The 24,349-nt window shown below is 65.6% G+C and carries 20 protein-coding genes and 1 tRNA gene; 13 read left to right on the forward strand and 8 right to left on the reverse strand.

Features of this window, described 5'->3' with window-relative positions:
• Positions 1-5 precede the first annotated feature (5 nt).
• The 8 genes from rpoC to ACOYR4_RS02150 all read left to right on the forward strand — a co-directional run bounded on the left by rpoC (position 6) and on the right by ACOYR4_RS02150 (position 11,718).
• Positions 6-4,241, forward strand: a complete 4,236-nt coding sequence (rpoC, locus tag ACOYR4_RS02115) for a DNA-directed RNA polymerase subunit beta' (RefSeq protein ID WP_422848467.1) — start codon at positions 6-8, stop codon at positions 4,239-4,241.
• A 179-nt stretch (positions 4,242-4,420) separates the two neighbouring features.
• Positions 4,421-5,029 carry a LemA family protein gene (locus ACOYR4_RS02120; RefSeq protein ID WP_422848468.1) on the forward strand — a complete coding sequence of 203 codons (609 nt, stop codon included), beginning with the start codon at positions 4,421-4,423 and terminating at the stop codon, positions 5,027-5,029.
• 159 nt (positions 5,030-5,188) lie between these two features.
• Positions 5,189-6,517 carry a 16S rRNA (cytosine(967)-C(5))-methyltransferase RsmB gene (gene rsmB / locus ACOYR4_RS02125; RefSeq protein ID WP_422848469.1) on the forward strand — a complete coding sequence of 443 codons (1,329 nt, stop codon included), beginning with the start codon at positions 5,189-5,191 and terminating at the stop codon, positions 6,515-6,517.
• Positions 6,518-6,527: 10 nt separating this feature from the next.
• A complete protein-coding gene (locus ACOYR4_RS02130; protein ID WP_060986600.1) occupies positions 6,528-7,139 on the forward strand; it encodes a DUF4390 domain-containing protein in 612 nt (203 codons plus the stop codon).
• Positions 7,136-9,430, forward strand: a complete 2,295-nt coding sequence (locus ACOYR4_RS02135) for an ATP-binding protein (RefSeq protein WP_422848470.1) — start codon at positions 7,136-7,138, stop codon at positions 9,428-9,430. The genes ACOYR4_RS02130 and ACOYR4_RS02135 overlap by 4 nt, the downstream gene beginning before the upstream one ends.
• Before the next feature lie 42 nt (positions 9,431-9,472).
• A complete protein-coding gene (locus tag ACOYR4_RS02140; protein WP_015012241.1) occupies positions 9,473-10,156 on the forward strand; it encodes a response regulator in 684 nt (227 codons plus the stop codon).
• 60 nt (positions 10,157-10,216) lie between these two features.
• Positions 10,217-10,292, forward strand: a tRNA-Phe gene (locus ACOYR4_RS02145).
• Between the two features lie 172 nt (positions 10,293-10,464).
• The gene (locus tag ACOYR4_RS02150; protein WP_422848471.1) at positions 10,465-11,718 is read left to right on the forward strand and encodes an Hsp70 family protein; all 1,254 of its coding nucleotides are present in this window, start codon (positions 10,465-10,467) and stop codon (positions 11,716-11,718) included.
• Between the two features lie 101 nt (positions 11,719-11,819).
• On the opposite strand, the gene rsmI is transcribed toward ACOYR4_RS02150, so the two are convergent.
• Positions 11,820-12,749: a 16S rRNA (cytidine(1402)-2'-O)-methyltransferase gene (gene rsmI, locus ACOYR4_RS02155; protein ID WP_422848472.1), complete on the reverse strand. Its 930-nt coding sequence runs from the start codon at positions 12,747-12,749 to the stop codon at positions 11,820-11,822.
• On the opposite strand from rsmI, the gene ACOYR4_RS02160 reads away from it, so the two are divergent.
• From ACOYR4_RS02160 to ACOYR4_RS02170, 3 genes are all read left to right on the forward strand, one after another.
• Positions 12,749-13,159, forward strand: coding sequence for a YraN family protein (locus ACOYR4_RS02160; RefSeq protein ID WP_422848473.1), 411 nt, complete (start codon positions 12,749-12,751; stop codon positions 13,157-13,159). The two genes, rsmI and ACOYR4_RS02160, sit on opposite strands and share 1 nt — an antisense overlap.
• Positions 13,160-13,249: 90 nt before the next feature.
• Entirely contained in the window at positions 13,250-13,849 is a 600-nt protein-coding gene (locus ACOYR4_RS02165; protein ID WP_015012252.1) for an SIS domain-containing protein, read from the forward strand.
• Complete coding sequence (locus tag ACOYR4_RS02170; protein ID WP_015012253.1) at positions 13,846-14,511, forward strand: BON domain-containing protein; 666 nt, start codon at positions 13,846-13,848, stop codon at positions 14,509-14,511. The genes ACOYR4_RS02165 and ACOYR4_RS02170 overlap by 4 nt, the downstream gene beginning before the upstream one ends.
• A gap of 121 nt (positions 14,512-14,632) precedes the next feature.
• On the opposite strand, the gene ACOYR4_RS02175 is transcribed toward ACOYR4_RS02170, so the two are convergent.
• From ACOYR4_RS02175 to ACOYR4_RS02190, 4 genes are all read right to left on the reverse strand, one after another.
• Positions 14,633-15,547: an NAD(P)-dependent oxidoreductase gene (locus ACOYR4_RS02175; RefSeq protein ID WP_116748686.1), complete on the reverse strand. Its 915-nt coding sequence runs from the start codon at positions 15,545-15,547 to the stop codon at positions 14,633-14,635.
• A gap of 99 nt (positions 15,548-15,646) precedes the next feature.
• A complete protein-coding gene (locus ACOYR4_RS02180) occupies positions 15,647-16,783 on the reverse strand; it encodes a PilT/PilU family type 4a pilus ATPase (RefSeq protein WP_015012255.1) in 1,137 nt (378 codons plus the stop codon).
• 58 nt (positions 16,784-16,841) lie between these two features.
• Positions 16,842-17,477, reverse strand: coding sequence for a Crp/Fnr family transcriptional regulator (locus ACOYR4_RS02185; protein WP_015012256.1), 636 nt, complete (start codon positions 17,475-17,477; stop codon positions 16,842-16,844).
• 67 nt (positions 17,478-17,544) lie between these two features.
• Complete coding sequence (locus ACOYR4_RS02190; RefSeq protein ID WP_015012257.1) at positions 17,545-18,588, reverse strand: type IV pilus twitching motility protein PilT; 1,044 nt, start codon at positions 18,586-18,588, stop codon at positions 17,545-17,547.
• A gap of 37 nt (positions 18,589-18,625) precedes the next feature.
• Here ACOYR4_RS02190 and ACOYR4_RS02195 point away from each other — a divergent pair, with 37 nt between their 5' ends.
• Positions 18,626-19,345: a YggS family pyridoxal phosphate-dependent enzyme gene (locus ACOYR4_RS02195; protein WP_422848474.1), complete on the forward strand. Its 720-nt coding sequence runs from the start codon at positions 18,626-18,628 to the stop codon at positions 19,343-19,345.
• Positions 19,346-19,351: 6 nt separating this feature from the next.
• Here the strand turns inward: ACOYR4_RS02195 and ltaE are convergent, their stop codons facing one another.
• The 3 genes from ltaE to ACOYR4_RS02210 form a co-directional block, all read right to left on the reverse strand.
• Complete coding sequence (ltaE, locus tag ACOYR4_RS02200) at positions 19,352-20,422, reverse strand: low-specificity L-threonine aldolase (RefSeq protein ID WP_422848475.1); 1,071 nt, start codon at positions 20,420-20,422, stop codon at positions 19,352-19,354.
• A gap of 109 nt (positions 20,423-20,531) precedes the next feature.
• Positions 20,532-21,776, reverse strand: a complete 1,245-nt coding sequence (locus ACOYR4_RS02205) for a branched-chain amino acid ABC transporter substrate-binding protein (protein ID WP_422848476.1) — start codon at positions 21,774-21,776, stop codon at positions 20,532-20,534.
• 66 nt (positions 21,777-21,842) lie between these two features.
• A complete protein-coding gene (locus ACOYR4_RS02210; RefSeq protein ID WP_422848477.1) occupies positions 21,843-22,592 on the reverse strand; it encodes a TetR/AcrR family transcriptional regulator in 750 nt (249 codons plus the stop codon).
• Positions 22,593-22,726: 134 nt separating this feature from the next.
• Here ACOYR4_RS02210 and ACOYR4_RS02215 point away from each other — a divergent pair, with 134 nt between their 5' ends.
• Positions 22,727-24,337: an AMP-binding protein gene (locus tag ACOYR4_RS02215; protein WP_422848478.1), complete on the forward strand. Its 1,611-nt coding sequence runs from the start codon at positions 22,727-22,729 to the stop codon at positions 24,335-24,337.
• Positions 24,338-24,349: the final 12 nt, after the last annotated feature.

Genomic DNA, 24,349 nt, shown 5'->3' on the forward strand with positions numbered 1-24,349 from the left:
TCACTATGAAATCGCTACTCGACCTGTTCAAGCAATTCACGCCGGACGAGCATTTCGATGCCATCCGCATCGGCATGGCTTCGCCCGAGAAGATCCGTTCGTGGTCTTTCGGCGAAGTGAAGAAGCCCGAGACCATCAACTACCGTACGTTCAAGCCCGAGCGTGACGGCCTGTTCTGCGCCAAGATTTTTGGTCCCATCAAGGACTACGAATGCCTGTGCGGCAAGTACAAGCGCCTGAAGCACCGCGGTGTGATCTGCGAGAAGTGCGGCGTTGAAGTCACGCAGACCAAGGTACGCCGTGAGCGCATGGGCCACATCGATCTGGCTGCGCCCTGCGCCCACATCTGGTTCCTGAAGTCGCTGCCCTCGCGCCTGGGCCTGGTGCTCGACATGACGCTGCGCGACATCGAACGCGTGCTGTACTTCGAAGCCTACGTGGTGACCGACCCCGGCATGACCCCGCTGAAGAAGTTCAGCATCATGTCCGAGGACGACTACGACGCCAAGCGCAAGGAATACGGCGACGAATTCATCGCCAAGATGGGCGCGGAAGGCATCAAGGACCTGCTGGAATCCATCGACATCGACCTGTCGATCGAGAAGCTGCGCGGCGACCTGACCGGCTCCGAAGTCAAGGTCAAGAAGAACGCCAAGCGCCTGAAGGTGCTGGAAGCGTTCAAGAAGTCCGGCATCAAGCCCGAGTGGATGGTGCTGGAAGTGCTGCCCGTGCTGCCCCCGGACCTGCGTCCGCTGGTGCCGCTGGACGGCGGCCGCTTTGCCACGTCTGACCTGAACGACCTGTACCGCCGCGTCATCAACCGCAACTCGCGTCTGCGCCGCCTGCTGGAGCTGAAGGCCCCTGAAATCATCGCCCGCAACGAAAAGCGGATGCTGCAAGAGGCTGTCGATTCGCTGCTGGACAACGGCCGCCGTGGCAAGGCGATGACGGGCGCCAACAAGCGTGCCCTGAAGTCGCTGGCTGACATGATCAAGGGTAAGTCGGGTCGCTTCCGCCAGAACTTGCTGGGTAAGCGCGTGGACTACTCTGGTCGTTCCGTGATTACCGTGGGCCCAACGCTCAAGCTGCACCAGTGCGGTCTGCCCAAGCTGATGGCGCTGGAGCTGTTCAAGCCTTTCATCTTCTCGCGCCTCGAAGCCATGGGCATCGCGACGACGATCAAGGCGGCCAAGAAGGAAGTCGAATCCGGCACCCCCGTGGTGTGGGACATCCTGGAAGAGGTCATCAAAGAACACCCCGTGATGCTGAACCGTGCGCCTACGCTGCACCGTTTGGGCATCCAGGCCTTTGAGCCCATCCTGATCGAAGGCAAGGCCATTCAGTTGCACCCCCTCGTTTGCGCGGCCTTCAACGCCGACTTCGACGGTGACCAGATGGCTGTCCACGTCCCGCTGTCGGTGGAAGCACAAATGGAAGCACGCACGCTGATGCTGGCCTCCAACAACGTGCTGTTCCCCGCCTCGGGCGAACCCTCCATCGTGCCTTCGCAGGACGTGGTGCTGGGCTTGTACTACGCCACCCGTGACCGCATCAACGGCATGGGCGAAGGCCTGGTGTTCGCTGACACCGGTGAAGTGCAGCGTGCGCTGGACGCCGGCCAGGTCGAACTGGCTGCCAAGATCACGGTGCGCATGACCGAGTGGACCAAGGACAAGGCCACGGGCGAATTCGTGCCCTCGACCTCGCTGGTGGAAACCACCGTGGGCCGCGCACTGCTGTCCGAGATCCTGCCCAAAGGCCTGCCGTTCTCTAACATGAACAAGGCGCTCAAGAAGAAGGAAATCTCGCGCCTGATCAACGTGTCCTTCCGCAAGTGCGGTCTGAAGGAAACTGTGGTGTTTGCCGACAAGTTGCTGCAAAACGGCTTCCGTCTGGCCACGCGCGCTGGTATCTCCATCGCCATCGACGACATGCTGGTGCCGCCCCAAAAGGCCGGCATCATCGAGCGCTCCGAGAAGGAAGTGAAGGAGATCGAGCAGCAGTACGTGTCCGGTCTGGTCACGGCTGGCGAGCGCTACAACAAGGTGGTGGACATCTGGGGCAAGGCCGGCGACGAAGTGTCCAAGGTGATGATGGCCCAGCTGTCCAAGCAGAAGGTCACCGACCGCCACGGCAAGGAAGTGGACCAGGAGTCCTTCAACTCCATCTACATGATGGCCGACTCCGGTGCCCGCGGCTCTGCCGCCCAGATCCGTCAGGTGGCCGGTATGCGGGGTCTGATGGCCAAGCCAGACGGCTCGATCATCGAGACGCCTATCACCGCGAACTTCCGCGAAGGTCTGAACGTGCTGGAGTACTTCATCTCCACCCACGGTGCCCGTAAGGGTCTGGCCGACACGGCGCTGAAGACCGCCAACTCCGGTTACCTCACCCGCCGTCTGGTGGACGTGACGCAGGATCTGGTCGTGACCGAAGAGGATTGCGGCACTGCCAATGGTTCGCTGATGCGCGCCATCGTCGAAGGCGGTGAAGTGATCGAATCGCTGCGCGAACGTATCCTGGGCCGTACGGCGGCCGAAGACGTGCTGCACCCCGAGAACCGCTCGGTGCTGGTCGAAGCTGGCGTGATGCTGGACGAAGACCTGATCGAAGAGCTGGAAGCTGCTGGTGTGGACGAAGTGAAGGTGCGCACGGCCCTGACCTGCGAAACTCGCTACGGCCTGTGCGCCAAGTGCTACGGCCGCGACTTGGGCCGCGGTGGCCTGATCAACCTCGGCGAAGCCGTGGGTGTGATCGCCGCCCAGTCCATCGGCGAGCCAGGCACGCAGCTGACCATGCGTACGTTCCACATCGGTGGTGCCGCTTCGCGTGCTGCCATCGCGTCGAGCGTGGAAGCCAAGTCCAACGGCGTGATCGGTTTCAACGCCACGATGCGCTACGTGAGCAACACCAAGGGCGAGCTGGTGGTGATTGCGCGTTCGGGTGAAATCATCATCCAGGACGAGCATGGCCGCGAGCGCGAGCGCCACAAGGTGCCTTACGGCGCGACGCTGACGGTGAAGGCCGACCAGCAGATCAAGGCCGGCACGATCCTGGCCAACTGGGATCCGCTGACGCGCCCCATCATCACCGAGTTCGCCGGTCAGACCAAGTTCGAGAACGTCGAAGAAGGCCTGACGGTGGCCAAGCAGGTCGACGAAGTGACCGGTCTGTCCACGCTGGTGGTGATCGATCCGAAGCGCCGTGGTGCCGCCAAGGTGGTGCGTCCTCAGGTGAAGCTGATCGACGCCCAGGGCAACGAAGTGAAGATCCCTGGCACCGACCACTCGGTGACCATTGGATTCCAGGTCGGCGCTCTGATCCAGGTGCGTGACGGTCAGGACGTGGGCCCCGGCGAAGTGCTGGCGCGTATTCCGGTTGAAGGCCAGAAGACCCGCGACATTACCGGCGGTCTGCCCCGCGTGGCCGAGCTGTTCGAAGCCCGTACGCCGAAGGACAAGGGTACGCTGGCCGAAATGACCGGTACCGTGTCGTTCGGTAAGGAAACCAAGGGCAAGGTCCGCCTGCAGATCACCGACCCCGATGGCAAGGTGTGGGAAGAACTCGTGCCCAAGGAAAAGAACATCCTGGTGCACGAAGGCCAGGTGGTGAACAAGGGCGAATCGATTGTGGACGGCCCGGCCGACCCACAAGACATCCTGCGTTTGCTGGGTATCGAAGAACTCTCGCGCTACATCGTCGATGAAGTGCAGGACGTGTACCGCTTGCAGGGCGTGAAGATCAACGACAAGCACATCGAGGTGATCGTTCGCCAGATGCTGCGCCGCGTCGTGGTCGAGAACGTCGGCGAGTCGAACTACATTGCCGGCGAACAGGTCGAGCGTTCCGAGATTCTCAATACCAACGAGGCACTGCAGGCCGAGGGCAAGATCCCCGCGACCTACAGCAACTTGCTGCTGGGTATCACGAAGGCATCGCTGTCCACCGACTCGTTCATCTCGGCCGCTTCCTTCCAGGAAACGACCCGCGTGCTGACCGAAGCCGCGATCATGGGCAAGAAGGACGAACTGCGCGGCCTGAAGGAAAACGTGATCGTGGGCCGTCTGATCCCTGCCGGTACCGGTCTGGCCTACCACCAAGCACGCAAGGCCAAGGACGCCATGGACGACGCCGAGCGCCGCGCCATCGCCGAAGCCGAAGCCGCCGAAATGGCCGCCCAGTCGGACGCCTCGGATGTGGACAGTGGCAGCGTCACTGCCACCGACGCAGCGGCAGACTGATAGAAAACAGCAAGGCCTCCCTCAGGCCCTGCTGCGGTCGCCACAGCGCCCCCGTCCTGTCCCAGGCAGGCCGGGGGCGTTTTTGATGGACGTGTGTCTTTTCACCGCCCGTCGTTTGTTTCAACTTTCTGTTTTTCGGGCCGCGACGGGTGCAGCAGCATCCGCTGCGGCAACTGTGCATGCTGTGGTCGTCGCCCCTCTTCTGGATTGCTTTTGCCGTCTTTCTGTTCTGGGCCCTGGGGGCCTACAACCGTCTGATGCGCCTGCGCTCGGCTGTTGTTCAGTCGTTCGGCAGTTTTGACGCGCACATGGTGCGGCTGGTGGCCTTGCTCGGCGAGTTCGGGGCGGCGCAGACCGTACAGCGCGGCAGCTCGCTGGCCGATGCCGGGGCGCAAGAGCTGGCTGCGCTGCAGGGCGCCGTGACGCAATTCAGTGCCTCGCTGGCTGTAGCGCGCGCCCGCCCGTTGCAGGGCGATGCGGTGGCGGCGTTGGCGGCTGCCCGTGAGGTGCTGCGCGCGACCTGGGCCACGGCCTTGCAGAAATTGCTGGCCGACCCCGTCCAGCCCACAGCGCTGAGCCCGGCTGTCGATGCTGGTACGGGGGCACCCGGAGCTGTTGCCGTGGGCCTGTCCGTGTGGCAGGTCCGTTGGGAGGAACATGCGGTGCAAAACGAACAGGCGATTCGCGTATTCAATGAGGCCGTGGCGCAGTACAACGCCGCCATCGCCCAGTTTCCGGCCAGCCTGCTGGCCAGGGTGTTTGGCTTCAAGGCGGCCCGTGCGCTGTAACCCGTTGTCAGGATCACGATGACTCCACCTCCCCACCACCGCCCCCGCCGCGCTGCTGGCAACGCGCCGCGTCCGGCGCGCCCAGCCTCTGGGTCATCTCCGCAGGCGGGTTCTGCGGTGCAAAGGCCGGGTCCAGCGTCTTCTGCGGAGGGCGCGCCCGTGCCCCTGTGGCGGTTGCTCACGGCAGTGGCGGGCGCCTTGCAGGCAATCCGTGGCGGGCAGTCGGGCACAACAGCACTGGCGGCGGTGGATGCTGGGCTGCGCCCCGGTGTGCAGGCCTTGTTGTTCCAGGTCTTGCGCCAGGCCGGGCGGGCCGAGGCCCTGCGCCGACAGCTGGCCGCCCGCGCCCCCGCACCCGCCGCCGATGCCCTGCTGTGCAGCGCGCTGGCGCTGTGCTGGGACCCACAGGCCTCGCCCTACGAACCGTTCACCCTGGTGAACCAGGCGGTGGAGGCGGCCAAGCACCACCCCGCCACGCGCGCGCAGGCCTCGTTCATCAACGGCTGCCTGCGCCGCTTTCTGCGCGAGCGCGACGCCCTGGTGGCGGCCACCGACAACGACCCTGTGGCGCGCTGGAACCATCCGGCCTGGTGGGTGCAGCGCCTGCGCAAGGACCACCCCCAGCACTGGGAGCAGATCCTGCAGGCCAACAATGCCCACGCACCCATGGTGCTGCGGGTCAATGAACAAAAATGCACGGTAGCGCAATATCTACATGTCTTGGATGCTATTAAATTAGAAGCATCTGCCGTGGGTGAGCACGGTGTCGCCCTGCACCAGGCGGTGCCCGTGCAGTCGCTGCCACACTTTGCCGAGGGCTGGGTATCCGTGCAGGACGCCGCTGCCCAACAGGCGGCGCCTTTGCTGCTGCAAGGGTTGGACCTGAGCCAGTCCCTGCGCGTGCTCGACGCGTGTGCCGCCCCCGGCGGCAAGACAGCGCACCTGCTGGAGATGGCGGGGCCGCAGTCTCCCCTGCAGGTCACGGCGCTGGAGATCGATGCCACGCGCAGCGCGCGTATTGGTGACACCCTGGAGCGCCTCGGGCTGACGGCCCAAGTGTTGATAGCCGATGCGGCACGCCCGCAAGACTGGTGGCAGTCAGAGTGCGGCGGGGTGCTGTTCGACGCCATCCTGCTCGACGCACCGTGCACGGCGTCCGGCATCGTGCGGCGTCACCCGGATGTGCGCTGGCTGCGCCGTGAGTCCGACATCGCCCAGTTGGCGACCCAACAGGCGGCCCTGCTCAAGGCCCTGTGGCCGCTGTTGCGGCCCGGCGGACGCCTGCTGTATTGCACCTGTTCCGTCTTCCGGGCAGAGGGCGATGCCCAGGTGCAAACGTTTCTTGCACACAACACCGATGTGCAATTGCTGCCGTCGCCGGGCCATTTAATTCCCGGCAACGCGGACAAGGGCGGGGCTGTCCCGGACAATCTGACCGGTGACCACGACGGCTTTTTTTACGCACTGTTGCAAAAATCGGCGCAATGAGCCACGGGGCATGCGCTGGTGGTGGCTGTGCACATGGTTTGTGCTGTTTTGGGGGACGGTGCTCTGCGGGGTGCCGCAGGCTGGGGCGGCCCAGGCCGCGTCCTCCGAGGTGGGCGACCTGCGCCTGGAGCGCGGGGAAGATGGCCTGTACCTCAGTGCCAACCTGCAATTTGAACTGCCCGAGCTGGCCGAAGACGCCTTGCAAAAAGGCATCCCCATGTTCTTCGTGGCAGATGCCCAGGTGCTGCGCGACCGCTGGTACTGGTCTGACCGGCAGGTGGCCGAGACCACCCGGTATTTCCGTCTGAGCTACCAGCCACTCACCCGCCGGTGGCGCCTGAACATTTCTTCGACGCCTTTCACCAACAGCGGGCTGGGGGTGGTGCTGGGCCAGAACTTTGACAATTACGCCGATGCCCTGTCGTCGATTCAGCGGTTTTCACGCTGGAAGATCGCTGAACGCGATGTGATCGAGTCCGATGCCGTGCATACGGTGAACTTCCGCTTCCGTCTAGACATCTCACAGTTGCCCCGGCCCTTCCAGATAGGCGCGGTGGGCCGGTCGGGCTGGAATCTGCTGGTCTCCCGCAGCCAGCGCCTGGGCGCAGAGCCTGCCAAGTGAGCACTTCCCCTTTGCCATCCGGCGTTTCGGCATCGACCCACGCCACCGCCCGCCAGTCCCGTGCAGTGCGCTGGGCCGTGGGCGTCGGCGCGGCCATCATGTCGGCCATCGGCTTGGTGCTGCTGTTCTTGCTGACGCTGGCCACCAACAACCGCGTGCTGTACGAGCGCAACTACGCCTGGCTCTTTGGCGTCAACGTGTTTGTGGCATTGCTGCTGCTGCTGGTGCTGGGCTGGGTGGCGGTGCGCCTGGGCCTGCGCCTGCGCAAGGGGCGCTTTGGCAGCCGCCTGCTGGTCAAGCTGGCGGCCATCTTTGCGCTGGTGGGGCTCATGCCGGGGCTGCTGATCTATGTGGTGTCTTACCAGTTCGTCACGCGCTCCATCGAAAGCTGGTTCGACGTGAAGGTGGAGGGGGCGCTGTCCGCGGGCGTCAATCTGGCCCGCGTGTCGCTGGACTCGCTGGCCGCGGACATGGCCGCCAAAACCCGCAATGCCAGCGCCCAGGTGGCCCAGGTGCCCGATGCCGCTGCGGGCCTGGTGCTGGAGCGCATTCGCGACCAGCTGGGCGCGACCGACGTAGTGCTCTGGAACGCGTCCGGCCAGGCGGTCGCCAGCGCAGGGCAGTCGCGGTTCAGCCTGAACCCGGAGCGGCCCGGAGCGGCCTTGCTGCGCACGGCGCGCCAGCAGCGCGCCACCGCGCAGATCGAAGGGCTGGACGACATTGCCGACCCGGCTGCCGCGCAGAACGCACGGGTCAAGGTGCTGGCCCTGGTCAGCAGTCCCAGCGTGGGCCTGTTGATGGAGCCGCGCTACCTACAGGCCACCTTGCCCCTGCCGCCCGCGCTGGTAGCCAATGCCATTGCGGTGCAGGAAGCCAACCGCGAATACCAGGAGCGTGCGCTGGCCCGGGGCGGGTTGCGGCGCATGTATGTGGGTACGCTCACGTTGAGCCTGTTTCTGGCCGTGTTTGGCGCGGTACTGCTGGCGGTGCTGCTGGGCAACCAGCTGGCGCGGCCCTTGTTGGTGCTGGCCGAGGGGGTGCGCGAGGTGGCGGCGGGCAACCTGAGCCCCAAGGCCGCTTTGCAAAGCAAGGACGAGTTGGGGGGGCTCACGCGCTCCTTCGCGCTCATGACCCAGCAACTGGCGGACGCACGCCAGGCGGTGGAGCAGAGCATGGGCGAGGTTGATGCCTCCCGCGCCAACCTGCAGACCATTCTGGACAACCTCACGGCAGGCGTCATCGTGCTGGACGCGCAAGGGCTGATCCGCTCCTCCAACCCGGGTGCCACCCGCATCCTGCGCGCCCCCATGGCCGCTTATGAAGGGCGGCCACTGTCCGAAGTGCCGGGCCTGGCGGAGTTTGCCGCGTCGGTCCAGGGCCATTTCGACGCGTTTCTGGGGGACCACGAACGACACGGCCTGGACCATTGGCAGCAGCCGTTCGAGCTGCACGCCTCCTCCGGCGGCGCCGGGCAACACGCCACCAGCCTGGTCGCGCGGGGCGCCGAGCTGCCCGATGCCACCCGACTGTTGGTTTTTGACGACATTTCGGAGATCGTTTCGGCCCAGCGTGCGCAGGCCTGGGGCGAAGTGGCGCGCCGGCTGGCGCACGAAATCAAGAACCCGCTGACCCCCATCCAGCTGTCGGCCGAGCGGCTTGAAATGAAGCTGTCGGGCAAGCTGCCGGACGCTGAACAGGCCATCCTCGCCAAGTCCGTCAAGACCATCGTGGACCAAGTCGATGCCATGAAACGGCTGGTCAACGAGTTCCGCGATTACGCACGCTTGCCTGCCGCCGAACTGCATGCGTTGGACCTCAATGCACTGGTCGCCGACGTACTTCATTTATATGGTGCAGAAAATGCCACCGTGCCTGTAGAGGCTGAGCTGGACCCGCGCTGCCCCTGGATTGCGGGCGATGCGCAGCAACTGCGCCAGGTCGTGCACAACCTGCTGCAGAACGCCCAGGACTCCACCGAACAGGCCCGCGCTGGGGCGCTTGAGCCCGTGCCGCCGGTGCGTATCAGCACCCGTTGGAGCGAATCGTCACGGCGCGTTCGTCTCACGGTGTCGGACAGCGGTGCGGGCTTTCCGTCGCACATCCTGCAGCGCGCGTTCGAACCCTATGTCACCACCAAGCCGCGTGGCACTGGCCTCGGTTTGGCCGTGGTCAAAAAGATCGCAGATGAGCACGGAGCGCGCATCGAACTGTCCAACCGCACCGAAAACGACGTGGTGCGCGGCGCCCAAGTGTCGTTATCATTCGCCCCTGAACCAGCGGTGGCGTCATAACAACACCGCCCCGCAGTACCTCCCCAAGGCGCTTCAACACACATGGCAAACATTCTGGTGGTCGACGATGAGCTCGGCATTCGTGATCTGCTGTCGGAAATCCTGAACGACGAAGGTCACAGCGTAGACCTCGCAGAAAATGCGACCCAGGCCCGAGCCGCTCGGGCAGGCAACAGCTATGACCTGGTGCTGCTGGACATCTGGATGCCCGACACCGACGGCGTCTCGCTGCTCAAGGAATGGGCGACGGCGGGCGTGCTCACCATGCCGGTCATCATGATGAGCGGCCACGCCACCATCGACACGGCGGTGGAGGCCACGCGCATCGGCGCCTTCTCGTTCCTCGAAAAGCCCATCACCCTGCAAAAGCTGCTCAAGGCCGTGGAGCAGGGCCTGGCCCGCAATGCCGCCCACCAAGCCGCTCCCGTGGCCGCGGTCGCTGCGCCCGCAGCCGCCCCGGCTGACCCGACCTTTTCGCAGCTGCCAGCCGTTTCGGCGGTGATGGCCGGGGTGGACCCCGGCCCGCACGCACACCAAGGCTTCGATCTGGACCGCCCTCTGCGCGAAGCGCGCGACGGGTTCGAGAAGGCTTATTTCGAATTCCACCTGGCCCGCGAAGGCGGCTCCATGACGCGAGTGGCCGAAAAGACGGGCCTGGAGCGCACTCACCTGTACCGCAAACTGCGCCAGCTGGGCGTGGACCTGGGGCGCGGCAAGCGCGGCTGATCAATTAATTTGTGCCTTTTGCCAGAAGCACTGTTTTTTCTGGCTATAATTTGAGGCTCAGGCCCGGTAGCTCAGTCGGTAGAGCAGAGGATTGAAAATCCTTGTGTCGGTGGTTCGATTCCGCCCCAGGCCACCAAACAAAAGCCCTTGATTTGCAAGAATCAAGGGCTTTTTCAATTGCGCGCCGCCGAAGCAGGGCCACCTCCTGCAGGGCTGGTGCTGTATGCCGAAATCCTGCGTTGCCCTGGTGCTCTGGCTGCCGCCCGCACCGCGCACCGCATTCCTTGTTGTCTCTCCCCACGTTCCCCATGCCCCTTCTGCAGGACACCACCCTTGGTATCGACTTTGGCACTTCCAATTCCGCGATGGCGGTGCGCCAAGGTACAGCGCCGTCGCGGATGGTGGCGCTGGAGGGGGATGCGCCTACGCTGCCCACGGCGCTGTTCTTCAACGCTGAAGACCAGCGCACGCACTTTGGGCGCGATGCGGTGGCGCAGTACCTCGCGGGCACGGAAGGGCGGCTGATGCGCTCGCTCAAGAGCCTGCTGGGCAGTGCGCTGCTGCAGGACAAGACGGCGGTACACAACCAAATGGTCAGCTACCAGGACATCATCGGGCTCTTCTTGCGGATGCTGGCGCACAAGGCCCGTGACGCGCTGGGGGGCATGCCCGCGCGGGTGGTGATGGGGCGGCCGGTGCATTTTGTGGACGGCGATGCCGCGCGCGATCAGCAGGCTGAGGACGCGCTGCGCCAGGCCGCGCTGTCGGCAGGGTTCGAGAACGTGAGCTTCCAGTTCGAGCCCATTGCGGCCGCGCTGGACTACGAGCAGCGCATCGACCGGGAGTCGCTGGTGCTGGTGGTGGACATTGGCGGCGGTACGTCGGACTTCACTGTGGTGCGCCTGGGGCCTGAGCGCATGGCCCGGGCTGACCGCAGTAGCGATGTGCTGGCCACGACCGGCGTGCACATCGGCGGCACGGACTTTGACCGCCGCCTGAGCCTGGACTTGCTCATGCCGCTGCTGGGCTTTCGCCACATCGGCCCGACGGGGCGCGAGGTGCCCAGCCGTGTGTTTTTTGATCTCTCGACCTGGCACCTGATCCAGTGGCTGTATTCACCGCGCGCCCTGCGCGACGCACAGAACCTGCGCACTGACTATGCCGACGCAGCGTTGCACGCCCGGCTGATGCGGGTGCTGAACGAGCGGCTGGGTCACCGTCTGGCCAACACGGTGGAACAAGCCAAGATCGCGGCTTCGCTGGCCGATGCCGAGGCGCCCATGCCATTGGATTGGGTCGAGGCCGGGCTCAGCGCAGCGGTTACGCCGCCCGGATTGGCGCAGTCCCTGGCGCAGCCGCTGGAACAGGTGGTGGCGTGCGCCCGCGACTGCCTGCAACGGGCGGGCCTGGACGATGGGGGGGTGGACGCGATCTACCTGACCGGGGGCTCGTCAGCGCTGCGACCCTTGCGGCAGGCGCTGCGCACGGCCTTTCCGGCGATCCCGCAGGTGGAGGGTGATCTGTTCGGCGGGGTGGCTGCGGGCCTGGCGGTGTCGCGGTAGTCACGCACTTCAGGTTGCTATCCATTAAATAGCTGTCAGGGCATGTTGCACTGGCGCTATCGCCTGAAAACGCCAAAAACGCCGCCCAAAAACCCCTGGCGTCAGTCCTGTGGCCCGTCTTCGCGCTTCCACTCCAGCGCGGTGTCGTACAGCACGTTGCGCGATGCGCCCGTGATCTCGGCGGCCAGGCGCACGGCGGTCTTCAGGGGCAGCTCGGCCAGCAACAGGCGCAGCACGCGGTGGCTGTCGCCTGCGTCGCTGACTACGGGCACCGGGTGCAGCAGCACCACAAACTCGCCGCGCGAGCGCTGGGGCGACCCGTCCAGCCACGCCGTCAGAGCCTGTGCGGGTTGGGTGGTGACTTCTTCAAACTGCTTGGTCAGCTCGCGCGCCAGGGTGACGGGGCGCTCGCCCAGCACGGCCAGGGCTTGGGCCAGTTCGCCGATGCGGTGCGGGGCTTCGAGCAGCACCACGCACCGGGGTTCGTGGGCCAGCTGCTGCGCAATCACATTGGCACGCTCCGCGTTCTTGACGGGCAGGAAGCCTGCAAACACAAAGCCGCCATGCTCGGTGCTGTGGGCCACGGCACCCGCCACGCTCAGTGCGGTGGTGATGCTGCTCGCGCCTGGCAGCGGCACGGCGCGCAGGCCTGCGGCCTGCACGGCAGCCACCAGGCGTGCGCCGGGGTCGCTCACGCCGGGGGTGCCCGCGTCGCTCACATAGGCCACGCGCTGGCCTTGCTGCAGCCGGTGCACCACGTTCTGCGCGGCTTCGGCCTCGTTGTGCTGGTGCACGGCCAGCAACTGGCTGGCGCTCTTGTCGATGCCGTAGGCGCGCAGCATGGACTGCGTGTGGCGCGTGTCCTCGCAAGCCACCGTGTCGGCCAGCTGCAGCACGTGCAGGGCCCGCAGGGTGATGTCGGCGAGGTTGCCGATGGGCGTGGCCACCACGTACAGCGCGCCCTGCGGATAATGCTGCGCAGCGGCGGCGTCGTGCGCCGCGCGCTGGGCTGAAGCGAAAGATGCGCTCAATGAATTTCCTTGGAAAAAGACCACCCGCCGCTGCCAACCCAGGGGTTGCCAAAAAAGCCACCACGCGCGATCGGGGCAATGCGGCAGAGGATCAGGCCTTGGCCCATCTGCAGGCGGCTGGCCTGCAACTGGCGGTGCGCAATTATCGGACGCCTGGGCGCGGTGGGGGCGAGATCGATCTGGTGATGCGCGACCGGGACGGCACCCTGGTGTTTGTGGAGGTTCGCAGCCGCACGCACGGCGGCTTTGGCGGCGCCGGTGCCAGCATCAGCGCGACCAAGCAGCAGCGCATCATCTTTGCCGCGCGTCACTACCTGATGCGGTTGCCGTCGCCACCGCCCTGCCGTTTTGACGTGGTGCTGGTGGAGGACAGGGTGCAGTGGCTCAAGGCAGCGTTCGATGCGCAGTAGTGGCATGCGACCCGCTGGCCGCCAGCGCAATGCAGGTGGCTACCCTTTGCTACAAAAGCTGTAACACGCGGCAGGTATCATCGGGCCCTCATGCTTGAGCAACGCATCCAACAGCATTTCATCGACAGCGCCGACCTGAAGTACCAGGCCGCGCAAACCCTGAGCCACCCTATTGCCGCTGCCGTACAGGCCGTGCTGGCCTGCGTGACCAGCGGCGGCAAGGTGCTGGCCTGTGGCAATGGCCCATCGGCAGCCGAGGCGCAGCAGTTTGCCGCCTTCTGCGTGGCGGGCTTTGAACGCGAACGCCCCGAGCTGGCCGCGCTGGCGCTTACCTCTGACAACACGCTGCTCACGGCGGCTGCGGGCAGCCACGATGCCACCCAGCAGTTTGCGCGCCAGGTGCGCGCCCTGGGCCAGGCGGGCGATGTGCTGCTGGCCCTGACGGTGCACGGCAACGACCCCAACCTGCTGGCCGCCACCGAGGCCGCGCACGAGCGCGACATGACGGTGGTGGTGCTGGCAGGCCGCACCGGCGGCAAGCTGGCCGCCATGCTGCGGGAGACCGACGTCTTGATCAGCGTGCCCCACGACCGTGCGGCACGCGTGCGCGAAGTCCACACGCTGGTGCTGCACTGCCTCAGCGACGGCGTGGACGCACAGTTACTTGGTGAACAGGAGATTCCACTATGACCCCGACAACCTTGAACCGCACCCGCCGCGTGGTGGGCACTGCCCTGGCTGCCGCCACGCTGGCGGCGGCACTATCGGCCTGCGCGCCCCTGATCGTGGGCGGCGCCGTGGTCGGCGGCGTGATGGCGGTAGACCGCCGCACGGCCGGCACCCAGATCGAAGACGAAGGCATCGAGCTGCGCGCTGCCAATCGCATCCGCGAGACCCTGGGCGACCGGGCCCACGTCAATGTGACCAGCTACAACCGCCAGGCATTGCTGACCGGTGAAGTCGCCACCGCCCAGGACCGCCAGGCGGTGGAGCAGATGGTGTCGCAGGTGGAAAACGTGCGCTCGGTCGTCAACGATCTGGCCGTGATGCCCCCTTCCACGCTGAGCCAGCGGTCCACGGACACCTTCATCACCGGCAAGGTGCGCGCGAGCCTGGTGGACGCGCAGGACATCTCGGCCAACTCCTTCAAGGTGGTGACGGAGCGCAATACCGTCTACCTGATGGGCCGTGTGTCGCAGCGCGAAGCCAACCGCGCCACCGACATCGCCCGGGGTGTGACCGATGTGCGCAAGGTGGTGCGCGTGTTCGAGATCGTTTCGGAAGAAGAGCTGCGCCGCATCGCGCCGCAGCCTGCGCCAGTCACCACGGACACCAAGCCGGCTGGCGGCTAAGGGCGGGGTTCAGACCGTAGGGTCCAAGTCCCAGACCGCCGCGCGTGGTCTGGGACTTTTTTTATTGGCGTGTAGCGTGAGAGCTCCGTTGCTCTGCCATACGTCGCCGGCGGCTGCGCGGTTACTTCAAGCGCTGAATCAGGCTGGACGTATCCCAGCGGTTGCCACCCATCTTCTGCACATCGGCGTAGAACTGGTCCACCAGCGCCGTCACGGGCACGCGTGATCCGTTGCGCTTGGCTTCATCCAGCACCAGGCCCAGGTCCTTGCGCATCCAGTCCACCGCAAAGCCGAAGTCGAACTTGCCGTCCACCATGGTCTTGCCACGGTTGTCCATCTGCCAGCTCTGGGCCGCGCCCTTGCCGATCACGTCCAGTACCTGCTTCATGTCCAGCCCGGCGTTCTGGCCAAACGCCACGGCTTCTGACAGGGCCTGCACCAGCCCGGCGATGCAGATCTGGTTGACCATCTTGGCCAACTGGCCCGAGCCGCTGGCGCCCAGCAGCGTGAAGGCGCGCGAGAACGCCATGGCCACGGGCTGAGCGGCCTCGAAGGCGGCCGCATCGCCGCCGCACATCACCGTGAGCATGCCGTTCTGTGCGCCCGCCTGGCCGCCCGACACGGGGGCATCCACAAACTGCAGGCCCAAGGCTTGGGCAGCAGCGTACAGCTCGCGCGCCACCTCGGCCGATGCGGTGGTGTGGTCCACAAAAATGGCGCCTGGCTTCATCCCGGCAAAGGCGCCGTCAGCGCCCAGCGTCACGGAGCGCAGGTCGTCGTCGTTGCCCACGCAACAGAACACGATGTCGGCGCCTGCGGCCGCCTCGCGGGGCGTCGCTGCATGATTGGGGGCTTTGGTGCGCGCATATTCTGCGCACCATGCTACGGATTTGGTAGCGGTGCGGTTGTACACCGTGACTTCATGACCGGCCAGCGCCAGGTGGCCAGCCATGGGGTAGCCCATCACGCCCAGGCCCAGAAAGGCGACCTTGCGGGAAGGGGTTGCGTCGTAATTGCGGGGATTGGTGCTTGGCATAGTGTGATCGCGTGATGAGCTGAAAGTATGAGTCAAAACGAAAACCCGCCCAGAAGGGCGGGTGAAGCGGGGCGAAGGCGTGTGGAGTTCGCTCTGGCGTCACACGATCGCGAAATGCTCGGTGCCCTGCGCCAGGTCGGGCGACTTGGCGCGCTGGCTGTTGAGCTTGATCTGCAGGCGCAGGTCGTTGAGCGAGTCGGCATTGCGCAGCGCGTCTTCGTAGCTGATGACGTTGGCCTCGTAGGCATCGAACAGCGCCTGGTCGAAGGTCTGCATGCCCAGGTTGCGGCTCTTCTTCATGATCTCCTTGATCTCGGAGACCTCGCCCTTGAAGATCAGGTCGGAGATCAGCGGGGTGTTGAGCATCACCTCCACCGCCGCGGCGCGGCCCTTGCCGTCCTGTTTGGGGATCAGGCGCTGCGAGATCATGGCGCGCAGGTTGAGCGAGAGATCCATCAGCAACTGGGCGCGGCGCTCTTCAGGGAAGAAGTTGATGATCCGGTCCAGCGCCTGGTTGGCGCTGTTAGCGTGCAGCGTGGCCAGGCACAAGTGCCCGGTTTCGGCAAACGCCACCGCATGCTCCATGGTCTCGCGGTCGCGGATTTCGCCCATCAGGATCACGTCGGGCGCCTGCCGCAACGTGTTCTTCAGGGCGGCTTCCCAGCTGTCGGTGTCCAGGCCCACTTCGCGCTGCGTGACCACGCAGTTCTTGTGCGGGTGCACAAATTCGATAGGGTCTTCCACCGTGATGATGTGGCCGAACGAGTTCTCGTTGCGCCAGTCCACCATGGCGGCCAGCGTGGTGGATTTGCCCGAGCCCGTGGCACCCACCAGGATGCACAGGCCGCGTTTGGTCATCGTCACCTCCTTGAGCACCTGTGGCACGCCCAGGCCGTCAATGGTCGGCAGTGTGAGCGGAATGGTCCGCAGCACCATGCCCACTTTGCCCTGCTGGATGAAGGCGTTGACGCGGAAGCGCCCGATGCCGGCGGGCGAGATGGCGAAGTTGCACTCTTTCGTGCGCTCGAAGTCGGCCACCTGCTTGTCGCTCATGATGGCGCGCGCCAGCGTCAGCGTGTGGTTGGGTGTGAGCGGCTGCGGCGACACCTTGGTCACCTTGCCATCGACCTTGATGGCGGGTGGAAACTCTGCCGTGATGAACAAGTCGCTGCCATTGCGGCTCACCATCAGCTTGAGCAGGTCATTGATGAATTTACTGGCCTGATCGCGTTCCATCAGAAGTTCTCCCGGGGGTGGTCGTCTGCCGGACGATCTTGTGTCGTGGATAGGTGCATCATTTCTGGTTGTCGCTCAGGCGCGCGCTCACCACACGCAGGCGCAGCGACAGTTTGCGCGCCAGCAGGGCAATCAGGCTGGCGGCCAGTTGCGGGTCCTTGGTCATCATGTCGTCCATGGCCTCGGCCGACAGCACGGCGATCTCGCAGTCGGTCAGCGTGGTGCAGGCCGAAAAGCGGATGCCGCTGTCCAGCAGCGACATTTCGCCCAGGATGTCGCCGGGACGGGTCTCGGCCAGGCGCAACTGCTCGCCCCAGGGCTGCACGCGGTCCACAGCGATGGTGCCGGTGAGCAGCACCACCATGAAGTTGCCGTACTCGTCCTGGCGGATCACGTCGCGGTTGGAGGGGACGGCCGCAAATTCAAAAAAGCGCTCCATGCGCTCCACGGCGTCCTTGTCGAGGTGCGCCATGTACTTGTCCTTGGCCCACAGGCCTTGCAGCAGCTTGCCGCCCCGGCTGGTGGGCAGGCGCTTGGCACCCACTTCCACAGCACGGGCCTCCCAGGGCACCAGCATGGAGTCATCCACCCCCTGGCCCGCAAACGCGGTGGAGAACAGCACGGAGTCCGTGTGGTCGTCCGATGGCTTGCCGCTGCGGGCTTTCATTTTCAGAAGGCTCAAAATGCCTTTCATATCGCGCTCCGGTATGCGGCGCCTGCAGGGGCCGCAAAGTCGTTCATGGGTGTGTGCTGTCGGGGGCTCAGCCGGGGAAGTTCTCGGGGATCTTGGCCTTGCTGCGTGCTTCGGCCGGGCTGATGATGTTGCGGCGCACCAGGTCGGTCAGGTTCTGGTCCAGCGTCTGCATGCCCACGCTGTTGCTGGTCTGGATGGTCGAATACATCTGCGCCACCTTGGCCTCGCGGATCAGGTTGCGGATGGCGCTGGTGCCCAGCATGATCTCGTGCGCGGCCACGCGGCCGGAGCCGTCCTTGGTCTTGCACAGCGTCTGCGAGATCACGGCCTGCAGCGATTCGGACAACATCGCACGGACCATTTCCTTTTCTTCGGCGGGGAACACGTCGATGATCCGGTCGATGGTCTTGGCGGCGCTGGATGTGTGCAGCGTGCCAAACACCAAGTGGCCCGTTTCCGCCGCTGTCATGGCCAGGCGGATGGTTTCCAGGTCGCGCATTTCGCCCACCAGGATGGCGTCCGGGTCTTCACGCAGTGCAGACTTCAGGGCCGCCGCGAACGACAGCGTCATCGGGCCGACTTCACGCTGGTTGATCAGGCACTTCTTGGACTCGTGCACGAATTCGATCGGGTCTTCCACTGTGAGGATGTGGCCGTATTCGGATTCGTTGAGGTAGTTGACCATGGCGGCCAGCGTGGTGGACTTGCCCGAGCCCGTGGGGCCGGTCACCAGCACCAGGCCCCGTGGCTTCAAGGCCAGGTCGCCGAAGATCTTGGGGGCGTTGAGCTGTTCCAGCGTGAGGATCTTGCTTGGAATCGTCCGGAACACAGCGGCCGCGCCCCGGTTCTGGTTGAAGGCGTTGACGCGGAAACGGGCCAGGCCTTCGATCTCGAACGAAAAGTCCACCTCCAGGAACTCTTCATACGTCTTGCGCTGCGCGTCGCTCATGATGTCGTACACCATGGCGTGCACCGTCTTGTGGTCCAGCGCATCGACGTTGATGCGCCGCACGTCGCCGTGGACCCGGATCATGGGCGGCAGACCGGCGGAGAGGTGCAGGTCGGAGGCCTTGTTCTTCACGCTGAACGCGAGCAATTGGGTAATGTCCACGGAGTCCCTCTATCGTTTGGTACGCTTATCAAACATTATGACCACGATTGCTAACAACCTCCAACAGGTTATGGGCAGGATCGCCCAGGCGTGCCAGGCCGCCGGGCGCGACCCGGCCCAAGTGGGCCTGCTGGCTGTTTCCAAAACCTTTGGCGCCGATGCGGTGCTGGAGGCGGTGGCCGCAGGTCAGCGCGCCTTTGGCGAGAACTACATCCAGGAGGGCGTGGACAAGATCGCTGCCGTGCGGGCGGCCTTGCCCGGCGCAGCGCTGCAGTGGCACTGCATTGGCCCCATCCAGAGCAACAAGACGCGCCCCGTGGCCGAGCACTTCGACTGGGTGCACACGGTGGACCGGCTCAAGATCGCTGAGCGCTTGTCGGCCCAGCGGCCCGATCACCTGCCGCCGCTACAGATATGTATCCAGGTCAACATCGACGGAGGCCCCACCAAGTCAGGGGTGGCCCCGGCCGAAGCCCTGGACCTGGTGCGCGCTGTCGCAAAACTGCCACGGCTGGTGGTGCGGGGGCTCATGAGCATTCCAGACCATGCTCCTGAATTTGAAGCGCAACTGGCAATCCACCGGAGCGCCAGAGCACTTTTTGATCAGATGGCTGCGCTGGGGGAGCCGGGCCTGGAACACTTCGACACCCTGTCTTTGGGCATGACGGCCGACCTGGAGGCCGCCATCCAGGCAGGCAGCACCCTGGTGCGCGTGGGCACCGGGGTGTTTGGTGGACGGACCTACCCCGCCGCTTGAGCGGGCTCAGCCTGGCAGCCTGAAGCTCGCCACGCAGTCCAGCGCTGTCGTCACATCCGCCTCGCTCACGTCCAGGTGCGTCACCCAGCGCAGCCGGGTCGCGCCGCCATACAGGCTGCTGGTCACCCGCACGCCGTGCTGCGCCAGCCACGCGGTGAAGGCGGGCGCCACCTCTGCATGCAGGTCGGTGAAGAGGATGTTGGTCTGCCACGGCAGCACGATGATCTTGCCCTGCAGCACAGGGTGGCTCCGGTTGGCTTCGGCCAGGCCTTGGGCCAGACGGTCCAGGCGGGCGTGGTCTTCCACCAGGCGCCGCACATGGTGCTGCAGCGCATAGTGGCCGGCAGCCGCCAGCACACCCGCCTGCCGCATGCCACCGCCCAAGATCTTGCGGGTGCGGCGCGCCTGCCGGATGAAGTCGCGCGAGCCCAGCACCAGCGAGCCCACGGGCGCGCCCAGGCCCTTGCTCAGGCACAGCGATGCGGAATCAAAGTGGCTGCACAGCGCGCGCGCTTCTTCGTACACATCGGTGCCGTTGCGTGCAGCATTGGCCGTGGCCGCGTTGAACATACGTGCGCCGTCCAGGTGCATGGCCAGCCCCCGGCTGCGTGCCAGCTGTGCGACCTCGGCGATGTAGGCAGGCGGCAGCACCTGGCCACCGGTGGTGTTCTCCAGCACCACCAGGCGGGTGCGCGCAAAGTGCGGGTCGTCGGGCTTGATGGCGGCGGCGATGTCGGCCAGGCGCAGGGTGCCGTCCGGCTGTGTCTCCACCGGCTGGGGCTGGATGGAGCCCAGCACCGCCATGCCGCCTGCTTCCCAGCGGTAGGTGTGCCAGCTCTGGCCCACGATGGCCTCGTCGCCGCGCTGGCAGTGGCCCCACAGCGCGATCAGGTTGGTCTGCGTGCCCGAGGGGGCGAACAACGCCGCCTCAAAACCCAACAGCTCGGCCGCGTGGTCCTGCAGTGCGTTCACCGAAGGGTCGTCGGCAAACACATCGTCGCCCAGCGGGGCTTTGAACATGGCCTCGCGCATGGCGGGCGTGGGCTGGGTGACGGTGTCGCTGCGAAAGTCGGGCATGGGCGCGGTCCTTGTGGGTCGGGTCAATGAATGCGATGACCGGCCATGGTAGCGGCGGCCCGTGGCAGCTGCCGCCGTGGGGTCTACCGCGCGCTGATGCGCCGTGGTGTCAGGGTCTCGCCATCTTGCAGTCCGTGCCCTGTGCCAGCTCATTGCCGGTGTAGGCCGCATCGGTGCGGAAGCCGTAGTTCGTGCCTTCCCAGCCCACCTTCACGGCTTTGCCGTCCACCGGCGCAATGGTGTTGACCACCTGGGGCAGCAGCAGCTGGTGGTCCTCACCCCGCATGCGTACGGGGCCCACCACCGATTCCAGCGTCAGGTCTTCCAGCGCGCGGGCCACCTTCACCGGGTCGGTGGACTGGGCCTTGTTGATGGCGGCCGCCAGGAAGCGCGGAGTCATCTCAATGCGCGGCGCAAGGAAGTCCTTGCCCGTCTTGGCCTTGTAGGCCTTGGCCAGCGCATCCACCTTGGGAGTGTCGGCCTGGCCGGGGTGCCATTCGGCCACCCAGGTCAACTGGCCTTGCTTGGCCTGTGACACGGCCAGCACCGTGCCCGGGATGGAGCCCGCGCTGTGGTTGAAGTAGCGCAGGTTGTAGCCCGCATCGCCCGCGGCCTTCAGCAGCAGCGTCATGTCCTGACCCCAGTTGCCGGTGATGACCGAGTCGGCCTCGCTGCTCTTGACCTTGGCGAGGTAGGGCGCAAAGTCTTTCACGCGGCCGATGGGGTGCAGCGCCTCGCCCACAAACTGGATGTCCGGCCGCGCCAGGCCCACCATCTCGCGGCCGTAGTGCGCCCACTGTTTGCCATGCGCGTAGTCCTGGTTCAGCAGGTACACCTTCTTGATGTCCGGCTGCTTCTTGATGTAGTTGGCAATGGCCTTCATCTTCATGGCCGTGTTGGCCTCGAACTGGAAGTGCCAGAAGTTGCAGGCCTTGCCCGTCAGCTCGGGGTCGATGGAGGAGTGGTTCAGCACCAGGATCTCCTTGCCCGGGTTGCGCTGGTTGTGGCGCGCTGCCGCCTGCACCAGCGCCGTGACCACGGAGGAGCCCGAGCCGCCCGTCACGATGGCCTTGGCCCCCTGGTCAATGGCGGCCTGCAGCGCGCTCTGGCTCTCTTGCGCCGAGAGCTTGCTGTCGAACTGCAGCAGCTGCAGCTTGGTGCCCTTGAGCACGCCGCCCTTGGCGTTGATGTCCTCGATGGCGTACTGCGTGTGGGTGAGCATCAGCTCACCCACGTTGGCGAACGGGCCCGACAGCGGGTCGATGTAGGCAACCTTGAAGGTCTCCTGCGCGCTGGCTGCGCTGACGGCGCACAAGGCGGCAGCGGCCGTGAGGGTGCGGAAGGTGGGGCTCATGCTCGGATCTCCTCGATGGGTGGGATGGTGCAAAAAAGGGGTAGCGCGCCGTCTCGCGGCGTGGGGTCAACCGCTGGCGGCAGGCTTGCGGCGCGCGCTGGCACGGCCCGCCGCCTTGGGCACGACGGGCTGGTCCGCTGCTTCGCCCTGAGCACGCAGGCCCAGCACACGCCAGGCCAGTTGAGACAGTTCGCGCACCACCTCGGCAGGTGACAGGCGCCCGTCGGGCCGGTACCAGTGGTAGAGAAAACCCGGCAGGCTGCAGGCGGCCAGGGCCGTGAGGCGGGTCTCTTTGAAGTCCAGCGTGCCCTCGCTGCGGGCCTCTTCCATCAGCGCGCACATGCGGTCATAGAAGTGGCTGGCCAGCTTCTTCTGCATGGCCAGGTATTCCGGGCGGAAGACCTGCGGTTCGCGGTACGGAAAGAAGGCGGCCGGGTGGTGCTCGATGGTGGCGCGGATCAGCCGCTCCATGCCCTCGGCGACCTTGGTGTGCGCGGGGCGCAGGTCGTCCTCGGGGAAGTCCATGGCCGTGAAGCAGGCCACGGACGGGCGCCAGCACAGCGTCTCGAAGATTTCCTGCTTGTTGTGGAAGTAGTAGTAGACGTAGGGCTTGGTCACACCCAGCTGCTGCACGATCTGCTCCATCGTCGTGTTCGCGTAGCCCTGCCGGTCGAACAGCGCCTCGGCCGCCTGGAGGATGCGCTCGCGCTTCTCGTCCGTGCTGAGCGTGCTGGCCTTCTGGCGGCCGCGCGCCTTCAAGGGCAGCGCGCCCAGTGTGGCGGGCGGGGTGGTCGGTGTCGCTTTGGTTATACCCATGGGTAGCATTGTTCTACCAAGCGGTATATATTGACAAGGCGCTGGCGGGTGAGGGCGCCTATCGCAAACCCTTAGAACGGGTTCTGATGCCCCCGGGAACCAGCGATTGCAGACACCTTGGAGACAACAACGCCATGCCTTCCACCGCAACGCCCCTGCCGCTGCACGAACACCTGCGCCGCCACGCGCGCGAAACACCCGACCGCATCGCCTACCTCTGGTACGGCCAGCCCATCACCTGGGCACAGCTCGACGCGGCCAGCGATGCCTTCGCCGCGCGCCTGCAGGCGCTGGGAGTGCAGAAGGGCGAACCCGTGGCCCTGTTTATGAACAACTGCCCCCAGTACGTGATGGCGCACTACGGCATCCAGAAGATCGGCGCCATCGTCTGCCCCTGCGGGCCGCTGAACAAGGAGCATGAGCTGGAATACCAGCTCACCGACCTGCAGGCGCGCGTGATCGTCGCGGCCGATGTGCTGCTGCCTGTGGTGGACAAGGTGCGCGCCAAGACGGCGCTGCAGCATGTGTTTGTGGTGCGCTATGCGGAGCTGCTGCCCGAGGGCGCGCCCAGCATTGACGTGCCCGCCGAGCTGCTGAACATGCGCGCCGCCATGGGCCCGGTGCCGGCGGGCTGCGAAGACTTCCTGGCCGCCACGCGCACCGGCGCGCGGCCTGCTCCCGTGGCGCTGGCGATGGACGATGTCTCGCTCATGACCTACACCTCGGGCACCACCGGCTTGCCCAAGGGCGCGATGCTGAGCTATGGCAACGCCACCTTCAAGACCGCTGCCTCCGCCGACTGCAACGGCACGACGCCGCACGAAACGCTGCTGGCCGTGGCGCCGCTGTACCACATCGCCGGCATGGTGATGGGCGTGAACCTGCCGGTCTACACCGGCGCCACGGCCGTGCTGCTGTACCGCTTTGACCCGTTGGGCGTGGCCCAGGCGCTGGAGCGCCACCGCGTGACTTGGTGGTACAGCATCGCGCCCATGAACGGCGCACTGATGCAGGTGCCGGGCGCGCGCGACATGGACTGGAGCGCGCTGCGCCGCAACCCGGTCACCAGCTTTGGCATCACCTTCACCGAGGCACTGGCCCAGCAGTGGCAGCAGTTCGCGCCCAATTGCATCTCGCACGAGGCGGCCTATGGCCTGTCCGAAACCCACACCGTGGACACCGCTATGCCGGTGGACGCGATCCGCTGGGGCACGCAGGGCAAGCCCGTGCCGGGCAACCAGATCCGCATCGTGAACCCCGACACCGGCGCGCCGCTGGCCGCTGGCGAGGTGGGCGAGATCACCATCTACGGTCCTGGCAACTTCAAGGGCTACTGGAACAAGCCCGAGGCCACGGCCAAGACGCTGCGCGACGGCTGGGTCTACACCGGCGACATGGGCCAAATTGACGCGGACGGCTACCTCACCTTCATCGGCCGCTTCAAGGAAATGATCAAGGTCTCGGGCTACAGCGTGTTCCCGGAAGAGGTCGAGACCTTGCTCATCAAACACCCCGCTGTTGCCCAGGCCGCTGTGATCGGCGTGCCCGATGCAGAAAAGGGCGAGGTGGTGCGCGCCTTCATCGTCAAGAAGCCCGGCCAGGACGTGGACGCCGCCGCCCTGGTGGCCTGGTGCCGCGACAACATGGCGCCCTACAAGGCCCCGCGTGAGGTGCGCTTCATCGACGCGCTGCCCGCCACGGGCGCGGGCAAGGTGCTGCGCCGCCTGCTCCGTGATATTGCTTGATTGAATGACAAA

The organism is Acidovorax sp. M14 (assembly GCF_049331375.1).
GTDB lineage: Bacteria > Pseudomonadota > Gammaproteobacteria > Burkholderiales > Burkholderiaceae_C > Acidovorax.

Excerpts from the sequence above, each read along its gene's own strand:
- ACOYR4_RS02185 (WP_015012256.1), bottom strand. The coding sequence starts at position 17,477 with ATGAAAGGCATTTTGAGCCTTCTGAAAATGAAAGCCCGCAGCGGCAAG.
- ACOYR4_RS02140 (WP_015012241.1), top strand. The coding sequence starts at position 9,473 with ATGGCAAACATTCTGGTGGTCGACGATGAGCTCGGCATTCGTGATCTG.
- ACOYR4_RS02210 (WP_422848477.1), bottom strand. The coding sequence starts at position 22,592 with ATGGGTATAACCAAAGCGACACCGACCACCCCGCCCGCCACACTGGGC.
- ACOYR4_RS02175 (WP_116748686.1), bottom strand. The coding sequence starts at position 15,547 with ATGCCAAGCACCAATCCCCGCAATTACGACGCAACCCCTTCCCGCAAG.
- ACOYR4_RS02195 (WP_422848474.1), top strand. The coding sequence starts at position 18,626 with ATGACCACGATTGCTAACAACCTCCAACAGGTTATGGGCAGGATCGCC.
- ACOYR4_RS02215 (WP_422848478.1), top strand. The coding sequence starts at position 22,727 with ATGCCTTCCACCGCAACGCCCCTGCCGCTGCACGAACACCTGCGCCGC.
- ACOYR4_RS02180 (WP_015012255.1), bottom strand. The coding sequence starts at position 16,783 with ATGGAACGCGATCAGGCCAGTAAATTCATCAATGACCTGCTCAAGCTG.
- ACOYR4_RS02160 (WP_422848473.1), top strand. The coding sequence starts at position 12,749 with ATGAATTTCCTTGGAAAAAGACCACCCGCCGCTGCCAACCCAGGGGTT.
- ACOYR4_RS02205 (WP_422848476.1), bottom strand. The coding sequence starts at position 21,776 with ATGAGCCCCACCTTCCGCACCCTCACGGCCGCTGCCGCCTTGTGCGCC.
- ACOYR4_RS02165 (WP_015012252.1), top strand. The coding sequence starts at position 13,250 with ATGCTTGAGCAACGCATCCAACAGCATTTCATCGACAGCGCCGACCTG.
- ACOYR4_RS02150 (WP_422848471.1), top strand. The coding sequence starts at position 10,465 with ATGCCCCTTCTGCAGGACACCACCCTTGGTATCGACTTTGGCACTTCC.
- ACOYR4_RS02170 (WP_015012253.1), top strand. The coding sequence starts at position 13,846 with ATGACCCCGACAACCTTGAACCGCACCCGCCGCGTGGTGGGCACTGCC.
- ACOYR4_RS02120 (WP_422848468.1), top strand. The coding sequence starts at position 4,421 with ATGCTGTGGTCGTCGCCCCTCTTCTGGATTGCTTTTGCCGTCTTTCTG.
- ltaE (WP_422848475.1), bottom strand. The coding sequence starts at position 20,422 with ATGCCCGACTTTCGCAGCGACACCGTCACCCAGCCCACGCCCGCCATG.
- rpoC (WP_422848467.1), top strand. The coding sequence starts at position 6 with ATGAAATCGCTACTCGACCTGTTCAAGCAATTCACGCCGGACGAGCAT.
- ACOYR4_RS02130 (WP_060986600.1), top strand. The coding sequence starts at position 6,528 with ATGCGCTGGTGGTGGCTGTGCACATGGTTTGTGCTGTTTTGGGGGACG.